Origin of the sequence: Mycobacterium neumannii, assembly GCF_002245615.1 — a bacterium.
In the GTDB taxonomy this organism is placed as follows: Bacteria; Actinomycetota; Actinomycetes; order Mycobacteriales; family Mycobacteriaceae; genus Mycobacterium; species Mycobacterium neumannii_A.
This window is the reverse complement of sequence record NZ_NKCO01000004.1, coordinates 243046-256332: the sequence shown is the minus strand read 5'-3', so window position 1 is coordinate 256332 and position 13287 is coordinate 243046. Positions and strand designations below refer to the sequence as shown.

The following is a 13287-nucleotide window of genomic DNA, read 5'->3' as shown; positions in this document are numbered from 1 at the left end:
GCATCATGACCGCATCGGGGACCCTGTCCGTCCCAACCCCGATCGCCGGGCTCGTCGAACTGGCCCTACGAGATCCCTCCCTCGCCGAGATCTCGCGCCGCGCCGCCGACAAGCCCGCCGATCTCGCCATCGTCGGCCCGGCCGCCGCCCGGGTGTTCGTCGCATCCGCGATCGCGCACGCCTCTGCGCTGGTCGTCGTGACCGCCACCGGGCGCGAGGCTGACGATCTGACCGCCGAACTGCGTGGCGTGTTCGGTGAAACCGTCGCGATGTTCCCCTCGTGGGAGACGCTGCCGCACGAACGGCTGTCCCCAGGAGTCGACACCGTGGGCGCGCGGCTCATGTTGCTGCGCAGGCTGACCCATCCCGACGACGCGCGTCTCGGACCGCCGCTGCAAGTGGTGGTCACCACCGTGCGGTCGCTGCTGCAGCCGATGGTGCCCGACGTGGCCGACGTCGAACCGGTGACCTTGAGCGTGGGCGTCGAGGCGGAGTTCGACGATTTGATCGCCCGGCTGGTCGAACTCGCCTACACCCGCGTCGACATGGTCGGCAAGCGCGGCGAGTTTGCGGTGCGCGGCGGCATTCTCGACCTCTTCCCCCCGACATACGAGCATCCGGTCCGCATCGAGTTCTGGGGCGACGAGGTGTCTGAGATGCGGATGTTCGCGGTCGCCGACCAGCGGTCGATCCCCGAGATCGACATCGAAACCGTCATCGCCGTTCCGTGCCGTGAGGTGCTGCTGACCGACGACGTCCGCGAGCGCGCCGTCGAACTGGCCCACGAGCACCCCGTCCACGAGAACACCCTGCCCGGCACCGTGCCCGACATGCTGGCCAAGCTCTCCGAGGGCATCCCGGTCGACGGGATGGAAGCCCTGCTCCCGCTGTTACGTCCCGACGCACTGTCGACGTTGTCGGATCTGCTGCCCGACGGCATGCCGCTGCTGATCTGCGATCCGGAGAAGGTCCGCACCCGGGCCGCCGATCTGATCAAGACGGGCCGCGAGTTCCTGGAGGCGTCCTGGTCGACGGCGGCGGTGGGCGGTGACACCCCGATCGACCTCGAGGCTTTGGGTGCGTCGGGTTTCGTCGAACTCGACGATGCGCGCGCCGCGGCCCGCGAGGGCGGACATCCGTGGTGGACGTTGAGCCAGCTGTCCGACGAAGCCGGATTCGAGGTGGACATCCGGCCCGCCCCGTCGGCACGCGGTTCGCAAGCCAGCATCGGCGAGATCTTCGCCATGCTGCGCGCCCACGTCGCGACGGGCGGTTGCGCCGCGGTCGTCACGCCCGGCGCGGGCACCGCGCAGCGCGTCGTCGAGCAGCTCGCCGAATCCGATGTTCCGGCAGGACTTTTGGAGCCCGGTGGCTCGCTCAAGGACGGCGTCGTTGGCGTGCTCAAAGGCCCCCTGCACGACGGTGTCGTGATTCCGGGCGCGAATCTGGTGGTCATCACCGAGACCGACCTCACCGGCAACCGCGCGACCGCCACCGAAGGCAAGAGGCTTGCGGCCAAGCGGCGCAACGTCGTTGACCCGCTGGCGCTCACCGCAGGCGACCTGGTGGTGCACGACCAACACGGCATCGGCCGGTTCGTCGAGATGACCGAACGCGTCGTCGGCGGCGCCCGTCGCGAGTACCTGGTGCTCGAATATGCCTCCTCGAAACGGGGTGGCGGCACCGACAAGCTCTACGTGCCGATGGACTCGCTGGACCAGCTCTCCCGATACGTCGGCGGGGAGTCGCCGACGCTGTCGCGGCTGGGCGGCAGCGACTGGACCAACACAAAGACCAAGGCGCGCCGCGCAGTTCGCGAGATCGCCGCCGAACTGGTGTCCTTGTACGCCAAGCGACAGGCCTCGCCCGGCCACGCGTTCGCCCCCGACAGCCCGTGGCAGGCCGAGATGGAGGACGCGTTCGGCTTCACCGAGACAGTCGATCAGCTGACCGCGATCACCGAGGTCAAGGCCGACATGGAAAAGCCGATCCCGATGGACCGGGTGATCTGCGGCGACGTCGGCTACGGCAAGACCGAGATCGCGGTGCGGGCGGCGTTCAAGGCGGTGCAGGACGGTAAGCAGGTCGCGGTGCTGGTGCCGACGACGCTGCTGGCCGACCAGCACCTTCAAACCTTCTCCGAGCGGATGGCGGGGTTCCCGGTCACCGTCAAGGGCTTGTCGCGGTTCACCGACCCGGCCGAATCGCGCGCGGTGCTCGAGGGCATGAAGGATGGCAGCGTCGACATCGTGATCGGTACACACCGCCTGCTGCAGACGGGCGTGACGTGGAAGGATCTCGGCCTGATCGTGGTCGACGAGGAACAGCGTTTCGGCGTCGAGCACAAGGAGCACATCAAGTCGTTGCGAACCCACGTCGACGTGCTGACCATGAGCGCCACCCCGATCCCGCGCACGCTGGAGATGAGCTTGGCAGGCATCCGGGAGATGTCGACGATCCTCACCCCGCCCGAGGAGCGCTACCCGGTCCTGACATATGTCGGGCCCCACGACGACAAACAGATCGCCGCCGCGCTTCGCCGCGAACTGCTGCGCGACGGGCAGGCGTTCTACATCCACAACCGGGTCAGGACCATCGACCAAGCGGCCGCGCGGGTTTCGGCACTGGTGCCCGAGGCGCGCGTGGTCGTCGCGCACGGCCAGATGCCCGAGGAACAGCTCGAGCGCACAGTCGAGGGTTTCTGGAATCGCGAATACGACATTCTGGTCTGCACGACGATCGTCGAGACAGGCCTGGACATCTCCAACGCCAATACGTTGATCGTCGAACGCGCCGACACCTTCGGTCTGTCCCAGTTGCATCAGCTCAGGGGCCGGGTCGGTCGTAGCCGTGAACGCGGCTACGCGTATTTCCTGTATCCGCCCGAGGTTCCACTCACCGAGACCGCTTACGACCGGCTGGCCACCATCGCGCAGAACAACGAGCTCGGCGCGGGCATGGCAGTGGCCATGAAGGACCTGGAGATTCGCGGCGCGGGCAACGTGCTCGGCGCCGAACAGTCCGGACACGTCGCCGGTGTCGGCTTCGACCTCTATGTGCGTCTGGTGGGTGAAGCCGTCGAGGCCTATCGGGCCGCCGCGGACGGCGAAACCGTTGCCGCACCGGAAGAACCGAAGGACGTACGAATCGATCTGCCCGTGGACGCGCACCTGCCACCGGATTACATCGGCAGCGACCGGCTCCGGTTGGAGGGCTATCGCAGGCTGGCGGCGGCCGCGGATCAGGAGGCGGTGGACGCCGTCGTCGAGGAACTCGTCGACCGGTACGGTCCGCTGCCCGAGCCCGCGCGGCGCCTCGTGGCCGTCGCGCGTCTGCGGTTGCTGTTGAAGGCCTACGGCGTCACCGAAGTCAGCTCGGTGTCGGAGTCGACGGTGCGACTCTCCCCGCTGCAGCTGCTCGATTCGCAACAACTCCGGCTCAAGCGGATGTACCCGAGCGCCGGCTACCGGGCGACCACGTCCACGGTGCAGGTGCCGATCCCGCGTGCCGGTAACGGCATCGGCGCACCGCGGATCCGCGACCTCGAGTTGGTGCAGATGGTCGCCGACCTGATCTTGGCGTTGGACGGGAAACCACAGGGTAGCGTCGACATAATTTCAAGCCCGAATTCGGCTGATTGATCGCCTGGTCAGGCGGGTTTTCAAGAGTGCCGCGCCCGGCCCGAACCCAGCAGCGCTGTTAACGCACCGTCATCCCGTTGCGACAAACACGTCGGGGGGTCAAGGTGTTGCTTGCCTTCTAGACCGAGGGAAGTCGTCCAAACCGAGGGCGTCGACCACCTACGACAGGTGGATAAGCAATTTCCTAAACCGAACATCACACGATGCCACCGAGGAGTCGGTGCGTGTCGCGATGACGCAAGGCGAAGGAGTTTTCGATGGACTTCAAGAAACTGGCAGTGACCACCACGATGACCGGTGCACTCGGGCTCGGCGCGCTTGGCCTGGGCGCAGGTCTGGCACAGGCGCAACCGCACATCAACATCCCGCAGCCGCCTCCGGTTCCCGTTCCGAGCGTGAACGTTCCCGATGTGAACATTCCGGCTGTCCACGCGCCGGATGTCGACGTGCCGGCTGTGAACGTTCCTGACGTGAATGTTCCGGGTGTGAACGTTCCTGACGTGAATGTTCCGGGTGTGAACGTGCCGGATGTGAACGTGCCCAGCGTGAACGTTCCCAATGTGAATGTTCCGCGGGTGAACCTGCCCGATGTGGATGTTCCGAGCGTGAACGTCCCCGATGTGGACCTGCCTGAGGTGCAGTTCCCCGAGGTGGACAACTACTTCAAGCTCCCGAACGGGCACATCCCGCCGGGGCAGCTGAAGAACTCGCCGTTCATCAACGGGGTTGCCAACCCGTTCTACGGAATCCCTCCCGGCCAGCTGAAGAAGCTTCCGGATGTGCACGGGATCGTCAACCCGTTCTTCGATGAGAAGCCGGGCCATTGGGTCCTCCCGGACGAGCCGTTCGAGCCGGTGTCCTGAGCAACCCGATACGGACACGATGGCCGTCCTGCCGCCAGGCAGGGCGGCCATCGCCGGTCGGGGCGCACGAAAGCGGGGAGCCAGGTTCTGCGCGCTTCGGGGGCGGACGAGGTGTTGGTATAACCGAGGTCAGCGATTCGGACAAAACGCGTGAGGGGGTGTAGCCCGATGACCGTCGTTTTGGTCGACCCCCGGCGCCCGTCCCTGATCCCGATCGACGCGATCGACCTGCTGGCCGGCGACGTGCAGTACACCGAGGAGATGCCGATCAAGGTGCCCTGGTCGTTGCCCTCGGCGCGGCCGGCATACGACGGCGAGGACGCGCCGGTGCTGCTGTCCTCGGATCCCGAGCACCCCGCGGTCAAGGCCCGGTTGGCGGCCGGAGACAGGGTGATCTCGGCGCCCGAGGTCGCACCGGGAGAGCGGCTGGTCGACGCCGTCGCGATGATGGACAAACTGCGCACCTCCGGGCCCTGGGAGAGCGAGCAGACGCACGATTCGCTTCGCCGTTACCTGCTCGAGGAAACGTACGAGGTCTTCGACGCCGTGCACAGCGGCGACGCTCACGCACTGCGCGACGAACTCGGAGACGTGTTGCTACAGGTCCTTTTTCACGCCCGCATCGCCGAAGACGCACCACAGAATTCGTTCGGCATCGACGACGTCGCCGACGCGCTGGTACGCAAGCTGGGCAACCGCGTACCCGCGGTGCTGGCCGGAGAGCCGATCTCACTGGACGACCAGCTCGCCCAGTGGGAGGAGCGCAAGGCGCTGGAGAAGAAGGCGAAGCGGGCGCATTCCACGATGGACGACGTGCCGACCGCGCAGCCCGCTCTGGCGTTGGCGCAGAAGGTGATCGAGCGAGTGAGCGCCGCTGGGCTGCCTGCGGACCTGATTCCCCATGCGGTCACGTCGGTGACGGTGGCGGTGGGTAGCGATGCCGAGAACGTCTTGCGTTCGGCTGTTTTGGAGTTCATGGATACGGTGCGACGCGCGGAGCGGGCGATCGCGGTCGACCGTCGAGGTGACGATGTGCCAGAGGAGCTCGACGCCAGCCCACTCGGCGCCGTGACCGAAGACGAGTGGCGCGCGCACTGGCCGTCCGATCGCGCGGACGAAACAGACGGCGAGGACGACGCGATGGAATCAGATGAGACCAATGACGACGCCGATGAGACCACAGAGGCAGAGGTGGCCGATGAGGCTGCTGAGGCCGAAGTTGCCGATTCGGCGTCCTGACCCCGTGAAGAATTTGTGCACCCGAATCGCTCCCGACGCTGAGCCGCGACGTCCCGAACACGTGGGACCATGGGCAGCGACCGAAGTTGGTTGAGGGAGTTTGGTGTCGCCGGTGCGTTGGCTGCGTGCTGTCGCCGTTCTAGGAGCGACGGCGCTGCTCTTGGCTTCTAGCTGCTCGTGGCAGCTCGGGACGCCCATCCCTGAGGGCGTACCGCCGCCGCCAGGCGATCCGGTGCCTCAGATCGACACCTACGCCAAGGGCCGCCCGGCCGATCAGCTGCACGAATGGGCCGCCGAGCGCGCCCCCAAGCTGGGCATACCGGTCGCCGCGCTCGAGGCGTACGCCTATGCGGCCCGGGTGGCGGAGGTGGAGAACCCGGACTGCAAGCTGGCCTGGACGACGCTGGCCGGGATCGGGCAGGTGGAAAGCCACCATGGCACGTACCGCGGCGCGGCGATCGGCGCGAACGGCGACGTCGAGCCACCCATTCGGGGGGTCTGGCTCGACGGCACCAACGGCAACCTCGAGATCTTCGACGACTCCGCGATCAGCCATGACGGCGACTCGAAGCATGCCCGCGCGATGGGCCCGATGCAGTTCATTCCCGAGACGTGGGGCCACTACGGCGTCGACGCCAACAACGACGGCCAGATCAGCGCCGACAACATGGACGACGCCGCGCTGTCGGCAGCGGGCTACCTGTGCTGGACCGGCAAGGACCTGGCCACCCCGCGCGGATGGATGAACGCGCTGCGTGCCTACAACCATTCCGACCAGTACGCGCGGACGGTGCGGGACTGGGCGACCGCTTACGCCAACGGGCACCCCCTCTAGACACGCCTGCCCAATAGGAAGGCTCTAGGCTCGTCGGTTGACGCGAAAACTTCTCGCCCCCACACCGAGGACACCAAGGAGACGCCAGTGCCCACTATCGATCAGGTCGGAGCCCGAGAAATCCTCGACTCCCGGGGAAACCCGACGGTCGAGGTTGAGGTTCTGCTGGGCGACGGGTCGTTCGCCCGCGCCGCCGTGCCGTCGGGCGCCTCGACGGGTGAGCACGAAGCCGTCGAACTCCGCGACGGCGGCTCACGGTACGGCGGGAAGGGCGTCGAGAAGGCGGTCGAGGCCGTCCTCGACGAGATCGCCCCGGCCATCATCGGGCTGCAGGCCGACGATCAGCGCCTCGTCGACCAGGCGCTGCTCGACCTCGACGGCACACCCGACAAATCACGGCTCGGCGCCAACGCGATCCTGGGCGCCTCGCTGGCGGTGGCCCGGGCGGCGGCCCATGCGGCCGATCTCGACCTGTTCCGCTACCTCGGCGGCCCGAACGCCCACATCCTTCCGGTGCCGATGATGAACATCCTCAACGGCGGCGCACACGCCGACACCGGAGTCGACGTGCAGGAGTTCATGGTCGCGCCGATCGGCGCGGCGTCGTTCAAGGAGGCGCTGCGCTGGGGTACGGAGGTCTACCACTCGCTGAAGTCGGTGCTCAAGGCCCAGGGCCTGGCGACCGGTCTCGGCGACGAAGGTGGATTCGCGCCCGACGTGGCGGGCACGACCGCCGCGCTCGACCTGATCCTGTCGGCCATCGACTCCGCCGGGTTCAAGGCGGGCTCGGAAATCGCGCTCGCCCTCGACGTGGCCGCGACCGAGTTCTACGCCGACGGTCAGGGCTACAAGTTCGAGAACGAGGTGCGCACCGCCGAGCAGATGGGCACCTTCTACGCGGGTCTGCTCGACGCCTATCCACTGGTGTCGATCGAGGACCCGCTGTCCGAAGACGACTGGGACGGCTGGGTCGCGCTGACGTCGGCCATCGGGGATCGCGTGCAACTCGTCGGCGACGACCTGTTCGTCACCAACCCGGAGCGACTCGAGGACGGTATCCAAAAGGGCGCCGCCAACGCACTTTTGGTGAAGGTGAACCAGATCGGCACGCTCACCGAGACGCTCGATGCGGTGGCGCTCGCCCACAACAGCGGCTACCGCACGATGATGAGCCACCGCAGCGGCGAGACCGAGGACACGACGATCGCGGACCTCTCGGTTGCGGTGGGCAGCGGCCAGATCAAGACCGGCGCGCCGGCCCGCAGCGAGCGCGTCGCCAAGTACAACCAGCTGCTGCGCATCGAGGAGAACCTCGGCGACGCCGCCCGCTACGCCGGCGACCTCGCCTTCCCGCGGTTCGCCATGGAAGCCAGATAGCCCGGTAACGGCCCGTGCCCGAAGCGAAACGGCCCGACCCCAAGCGCCGGTCACCGACCTCCCGACCCGGGAAGTCGGGCAAGGCAGGCGGTGCGGGGAAGGGCCGTCCGCGGGTCGCCGCACGCCGCGAGCCCCGTACCACCGACTCGCGGCCCGCGACCGAGGCAGCGGCCGAGGCCCCGACCAAATCCCAGGAAACCGGCGTCGTCATCCGGCGCGCCATCGCGGAATCGGCCGAGCAACAGTCCGAGCAACGGTTCGGGTCCGCGGCCCGGCGCGCGGCCATCCTCGCGGTGGTGGTCTGCGTGCTGACGCTGACGATCGCCGGGCCGGTCCGCACCTATTTCGCACAGCGCACGGAGATGAAGCAACTCAAAGCGACCGAACAGCAACTGCGGGCCCAGATCGCCGAGCTCGAACAGCAGAAGGTGAAGCTGGCCGACCCGGTGTTCATCGCCGCGCAGGCCCGCGAACGGCTCGGTTTCGTGATGCCCGGCGAGATTCCGTACCAGGTGCAGCTGCCTCCCGGTGCGGTGGTGCCCGGCACACCCGATCAGGAACCAGAAGCCGTCAACCGCGGTCAGCCGTGGTACACCGCGCTGTGGCACACGATCGCCGATGAGCCGCATGGGATCACACCCGGTCCACTGCCCGGAGCGCCACCGGCCACACCCGGTGCGCCCCCACCGCCGCCTCCGGCCCCGCCCGCTCCCGGTGGTTGACCCCGCAGACCTCGACGCCGTCGAGCGCCAGCTCGGACGCGCGCCGCGCGGTGTCCTCCAGATCGCCTACCGGTGTCCTAACGGTGAGCCCGGCGTCGTCAAGACCGCGCCGAAACTGCCTGACGGCACGCCGTTTCCGACGTTGTACTACCTCACCCACCCGGTGTTGACCGCCGCCGCGAGCAGGCTGGAATCGTCGGGCATGATGCGGAGGATGACCGAGCGGCTGCAGATCGACGCGGACCTGGCGCGGGCGTACCGCAAGGCGCACGAGTCCTATCTCGCCGAGCGCGACGCGATCGAACCTCTCGGGACGACGTTCTCCGGTGGCGGCATGCCGGACCGGGTCAAGTGCCTGCACGTGCTGATCGCCCACTCGCTGGCGAAGGGTCCTGGCATCAATCCTTTCGGTGACGAAGCGCTGGCGGCGCTGGCCGAGGATCCCGCGATGGAAGGCATCATCGATTCCGAAAGGTGGGGCCCATGAGTAGGGTTGGCGCGATTGACTGCGGTACCAACTCGATCCGCCTGCTGATCGCCGACCAGGTCGATGGCAAGCTGGCCGACGTGCACCGCGAGATGCGCATCGTCCGATTGGGTCAAGGTGTCGACGCCACAGGACAATTCGCGCCGGAGGCACTGTCGCGCACGGAGTCGGCGTTGGCCGACTATGCCGAGCTGATGCGCCACCACGGCGTCGACGACGTCCGGATGGTGGCGACCTCGGCGACCAGGGATGCCGCGAACCGCGAGGTCTTCTTCGCGATGACGGCCGAGGTGCTGGGCGCCGTTGTGCCCGGTGCGGTCGCCGAGGTGATCACCGGCGCCGAAGAGGCCGCGTTGTCGTTCAACGGTGCGGTCGGCGAACTAGACTCGGCGGCAGCGCCTTTCGTGGTCGTCGACTTGGGCGGCGGGTCCACCGAAGTGGTGCTCGGTAGCGACGAGATGACCGCAGGCTATTCGGCTGACATCGGATGCGTCCGGCTCACCGAACGCTGCCTGCACTCGGACCCGCCGACCGCAGAGGAGATCGCTGCGGCTCGTGACGTGGTGCGAGAGGGGCTGCACGAGGCGTTCCGGGCGGTGCCCGTCGAACAGGCCCGCACCTGGGTGGGAGTGGCAGGCACCATGACGACGTTGTCGGCGCTGACGCAGAAGATGCCCGTCTACGACTCGGATGCGATTCACCTGTCCCGTGTGCGGTTCGGCGAACTGCTGAACGTGTGCGAGGGGCTGATCGCGATGCCGCGAGCCCAACGCGCGCAGCTGGGGCCGATGCATGAGGGCCGCGTCGACGTCATCGGCGGCGGGGCGATCATCGTCGAGGAGCTGGCCGCCGCACTGCAACAGCGGGCGGGTATCGAGGAGCTGACGGTCAGTGAGCACGACATCCTCGACGGCATCGCGCTGTCGATCGCCGGCTGACTGTCGACCTCGTCCCCTCGCATCGGGGACCTTCGTCACTAGCTGCAGACCCTGCGTTGCGGCCACTGTGGATACAGGAACACTGACACAGGAGAGCAGGACCGCCATGAACGCTCACTTCCCCGACCGGGACACCGTGCGGACCGCGTTGTCGCTGGCCACCAGGGCGCCCTCCATCCACAACTCGCAGCCGTGGCAGTGGCGGGTGGGCGACGAAAGCCTGCACCTGTACGCCGATCTGGACCGTCGGCTACCCAATGCCGATCCGGACAGCCGCGACCTGCACCTCAGTTGCGGGATCGCCCTGCACCACGCCGTCGTCGCGCTGGCGGCGCTCGGCTGGCACGCCCGGGTCCACCGGTTCCCCAACCCGGCAGAACCGCAGCACCTGGCCGCCATCGAGCTGAGCCCTCAGCCGGCAGGCGAACTCGACATCGTTCTGGCCGCAGCGATCCCGAGGCGCCGCACCGACCGTCGCCTCTACAACTCCTGGTCCGTTCCGGAGGCCGACATCGCCTTGATGGGTGCGAGGGCGGCGCGTTACGGCGTCATGCTCAGGGAAGTCGCACAACTGCCCAAGTTGCAACATGTTGTGGCGCAAGCGGTCCGGGAGCACGCCGCCGACGACGCGTATCTGCGCGAGCTGACCGCATGGAGCGGACGGCACGCGTCGGTGGCCGGTGTGCCCGCCAGGAACACCCCACTGTCGGATCCCCACGCCGCGATACCTGCCAGGCACTTCGCCGGCCCCGCCCTTGCCCAGCCGTCCGACGCATCACCTGAAGACGACTCGGCGACGGTGCTGGCGCTGGGAACGAAGGACGACACGCCGTTGGCGCGGCTGCGCGCCGGGGAGGCCTGCAGCCTCGTCCTGCTCACGGCGACCGCGCTGGGCCTGGCGAGCTGTCCGGTGACCGAACCGCTGGAGATCGTCGAGACACGGGAAGCCGTGCGGGAGGACGTTTTCGGCGATTACGGCTACCCTCAGATGCTGTTGCGCGTGGGTTGGGCGCCGGTGAACGCCGACCCGCTGCCGTCCACGCCGCGGCGCGCGCTGGCCGATATGGTCGAGTGGTTGGACTAGTGCTGCCGGCGGTCCAGCTTGGACACGAACACCGCGGCCTGCGTCCGGCGCTCCATACCGAGTTTCGCGAGCAACCGTGACACATAGTTCTTGACGGTCTTCTCCGCCAGGAACATCCGTGCGGCGATCTGCCTGTTGGTCAGGCCTTCGCCGAGCAACCCGAGCAGCGTGCGCTCCTGGTCGGTCAACCCGGAGAGCGGATCTTTGCGGTCGGCCGAGCCGCGCAACTTGGCCATCAGCGCCGCCGCTGCGCGGTTGTCGAGAAGCGATCTGCCCGCACCGACATCCTTGATCGCCTGCGCGAGCTCCATGCCCTTGATGTCCTTGATGACGAACCCGCTGGCGCCTGCCAGGATCGCATCCAGCATGGCCTCGTCGGAGGTGTACGAGGTCAACATCAGACAGCGCAGGTCGGGCAGATCGGACAACAGATCGCGGCACAGTTCGATTCCGTTGCCGTCGGGAAGCCGGACGTCGAGGACGGCGACATCGGGCCGGACCGCGGGGATCCTGACCATCGCCTCGGCGACCGATCCAGCCTCGCCGACCACCTCGAGTTCGGGGTCCGATCCGAGCAGGTCGACCAGTCCGCGGCGGACGACTTCATGGTCGTCGACCAGGAAGACCGTGACCATGTGAGCCCTTTCCGATCAGCGCCTCAGCGGCGAATCTCCATCACTTCCCGCACCGACCGTCTCGGTGTCGGTGCCGGCGTGTTTTCGATCGTCGGCGCTTTGCCCACCCGAATCAAGGCCTGGGGGACCGCGTCGCGTCCTGTCAGCCGGCGGATGGCGTCGCGTCCGGCCTCCACTTCGGTGAGATGTGTCATCGTGCAGGTCGCCAACCCGGCGGTCGTGAGGTCGAGCAATATCGTGGACAGCGCCTGACCGCTAGTGAACGCGTCCTCGCGGGTGTCCGCCGGCGTCGACAGCACGACGATGTCCGCCTCGTCGAGCGCGGTTCCGCCTCGGCGGTCGAGGTGACCGCTGGGGCGGAAGCTCCGGTTGACGCCCACGCGCCGCCGTTCGGACTCCGACACCAGTGCGCTGGGCGGAATGCCTTCGGAGAGCCGGAAAGACGCGGTCCACCACTGCAATTCGCCGTGGTAGCGATCGTCGTGCGAACGCAGCGACTCGGTGAGCCGGGACGCCTCGGCCAGCTCGGGATGCGTTGGGGCCTGCAGCGTGTCGACGAAGGTTCCCTCGGGTCGGTTCGACAGCACGACGTCGAGGGTGTCGTCGGGCGCCCGGAACGGCAGACGGTCGGTGCGGCGGGCCAGGATGGCGTCGGCGCGGTCCCGTGCGCTCGGTGTGACGGGCGTCGGGGCGCAGACGTGGACCGACGCGAGATGCTCGGGCCTGTCCGGGTCGGGGACCGTCTCGACCGAGGTGTCCCAGCCTGCGGCGGCCATCGCGACGCGAAAGTGGTCGAGCGCTGCACCGCAGGCGATCAGGGCCTCACGCCCCGAGCTGTCGGCCGAGCGGATCACCCGAGAGCGGTCGGCATGAAGCTCGATCGTGGTCTTGCCGATCACCCATCGCCACGGTTGGCTGTTGTGCAGCGACGGGGCCCGGCACGCCAATTCGACCGCGTTGACGACGACCTCGATGTCGACCGTCGTGGGCATGGCCGGCTTCTCGGTCTCAAGATGTGACGGCATCATGGTCGGTGCTCCGGTACTGCGGGAGGCCGCGCTCGCGAAACCGGCGGCCGGTCATCTTCTCGGTGCGGATCCGCACGAAGTGGTCCCGGCGACCGTCGACCCACGGCTGCAGGAATGTTCCTGACAACTCCACCAATTCGTCGACGTCGGTGATCGGTTCGGCGTGCCCGACGACGGTGACGCTCCAACCGGTCCGCAGGTCGGCGTCGAGCTCATCGGCCTGGAAGGCCACGACCTGGTTGTCGGTCGCGGCGGCCAACTTCGGTCCGCCCGCGACCCGGATCACCACGTCGTCATTCCAGAGCCGGAAGTTCACCGGCTGCACCGCGGGCAATGCGTCCTCGGTGAAAACCAGCCTGCCCACCCGTACGCCGCCAAGCAGGTCCAGACACTGCCTGCGGTTGAGGGTCTCCAGTTCCTGACCTTTGGTCATCGTCA

12 protein-coding genes are annotated in these 13287 nt (G+C 67.8%); 9 read left to right on the top strand and 3 right to left on the bottom strand.

The annotated features are described in order from the left end of the window. Positions 1-5 precede the first annotated feature (5 nt). The 9 genes from mfd (at position 6) to CEX88_RS07760 (ending at position 11186) form a co-directional block, all read left to right on the top strand. Complete coding sequence (mfd, locus tag CEX88_RS07800; RefSeq protein WP_094293031.1) at positions 6-3641, top strand: transcription-repair coupling factor; 3636 nt, start codon at positions 6-8, stop codon at positions 3639-3641. Between the two features lie 278 nt (positions 3642-3919). After that, the gene (locus tag CEX88_RS07795) at positions 3920-4504 is read left to right on the top strand and encodes a hypothetical protein (protein WP_238381988.1); all 585 of its coding nucleotides are present in this window, start codon (positions 3920-3922) and stop codon (positions 4502-4504) included. A 168-nt stretch (positions 4505-4672) separates the two neighbouring features. After that, positions 4673-5743, top strand: a complete 1071-nt coding sequence (locus CEX88_RS07790; protein WP_094293029.1) for a nucleoside triphosphate pyrophosphohydrolase — start codon at positions 4673-4675, stop codon at positions 5741-5743. 103 nt (positions 5744-5846) lie between these two features. Beyond that, positions 5847-6578, top strand: coding sequence for a lytic transglycosylase domain-containing protein (locus CEX88_RS07785; RefSeq protein ID WP_064419064.1), 732 nt, complete (start codon positions 5847-5849; stop codon positions 6576-6578). A gap of 87 nt (positions 6579-6665) precedes the next feature. Continuing rightward, entirely contained in the window at positions 6666-7955 is a 1290-nt protein-coding gene (gene eno, locus CEX88_RS07780; protein WP_066845906.1) for a phosphopyruvate hydratase, read from the top strand. A gap of 14 nt (positions 7956-7969) precedes the next feature. Further along, the gene (locus CEX88_RS07775) at positions 7970-8677 is read left to right on the top strand and encodes an FtsB family cell division protein (RefSeq protein WP_066845903.1); all 708 of its coding nucleotides are present in this window, start codon (positions 7970-7972) and stop codon (positions 8675-8677) included. After that, positions 8670-9164, top strand: coding sequence for a DUF501 domain-containing protein (locus CEX88_RS07770; RefSeq protein ID WP_094293028.1), 495 nt, complete (start codon positions 8670-8672; stop codon positions 9162-9164). The genes CEX88_RS07775 and CEX88_RS07770 overlap by 8 nt, the downstream gene beginning before the upstream one ends. Then, positions 9161-10102 (top strand): Ppx/GppA phosphatase family protein, encoded by a 942-nt coding sequence (locus CEX88_RS07765; RefSeq protein WP_094293027.1) that lies wholly within the window; start codon positions 9161-9163, stop codon positions 10100-10102. The genes CEX88_RS07770 and CEX88_RS07765 overlap by 4 nt, the downstream gene beginning before the upstream one ends. A gap of 106 nt (positions 10103-10208) precedes the next feature. Continuing rightward, positions 10209-11186 carry an Acg family FMN-binding oxidoreductase gene (locus tag CEX88_RS07760; RefSeq protein ID WP_094293026.1) on the top strand — a complete coding sequence of 326 codons (978 nt, stop codon included), beginning with the start codon at positions 10209-10211 and terminating at the stop codon, positions 11184-11186. Here CEX88_RS07760 and dosR read toward each other — a convergent pair. From dosR to CEX88_RS07745, 3 genes are read right to left on the bottom strand one after another with little or no spacing between them, the layout of a single operon-like run. Beyond that, complete coding sequence (gene dosR / locus CEX88_RS07755; RefSeq protein WP_094293025.1) at positions 11183-11821, bottom strand: hypoxia response regulator transcription factor DosR/DevR; 639 nt, start codon at positions 11819-11821, stop codon at positions 11183-11185. The two genes, CEX88_RS07760 and dosR, sit on opposite strands and share 4 nt — an antisense overlap. A gap of 23 nt (positions 11822-11844) precedes the next feature. Further along, the gene (locus CEX88_RS07750; RefSeq protein ID WP_094293121.1) at positions 11845-12813 is read right to left on the bottom strand and encodes an Acg family FMN-binding oxidoreductase; all 969 of its coding nucleotides are present in this window, start codon (positions 12811-12813) and stop codon (positions 11845-11847) included. A 16-nt stretch (positions 12814-12829) separates the two neighbouring features. Further along, entirely contained in the window at positions 12830-13282 is a 453-nt protein-coding gene (locus CEX88_RS07745; protein ID WP_066846076.1) for a pyridoxamine 5'-phosphate oxidase family protein, read from the bottom strand. Between the last annotated feature and the right edge of the window lie 5 nt (positions 13283-13287).

Excerpts from the sequence above, each read along its gene's own strand:
- CEX88_RS07750 (WP_094293121.1), bottom strand. The coding sequence starts at position 12,813 with ATGCCCACGACGGTCGACATCGAGGTCGTCGTCAACGCGGTCGAATTG.
- CEX88_RS07745 (WP_066846076.1), bottom strand. The coding sequence starts at position 13,282 with ATGACCAAAGGTCAGGAACTGGAGACCCTCAACCGCAGGCAGTGTCTG.
- mfd (WP_094293031.1), top strand. The coding sequence starts at position 6 with ATGACCGCATCGGGGACCCTGTCCGTCCCAACCCCGATCGCCGGGCTC.
- CEX88_RS07765 (WP_094293027.1), top strand. The coding sequence starts at position 9,161 with ATGAGTAGGGTTGGCGCGATTGACTGCGGTACCAACTCGATCCGCCTG.
- dosR (WP_094293025.1), bottom strand. The coding sequence starts at position 11,821 with ATGGTCACGGTCTTCCTGGTCGACGACCATGAAGTCGTCCGCCGCGGA.
- CEX88_RS07790 (WP_094293029.1), top strand. The coding sequence starts at position 4,673 with ATGACCGTCGTTTTGGTCGACCCCCGGCGCCCGTCCCTGATCCCGATC.
- CEX88_RS07760 (WP_094293026.1), top strand. The coding sequence starts at position 10,209 with ATGAACGCTCACTTCCCCGACCGGGACACCGTGCGGACCGCGTTGTCG.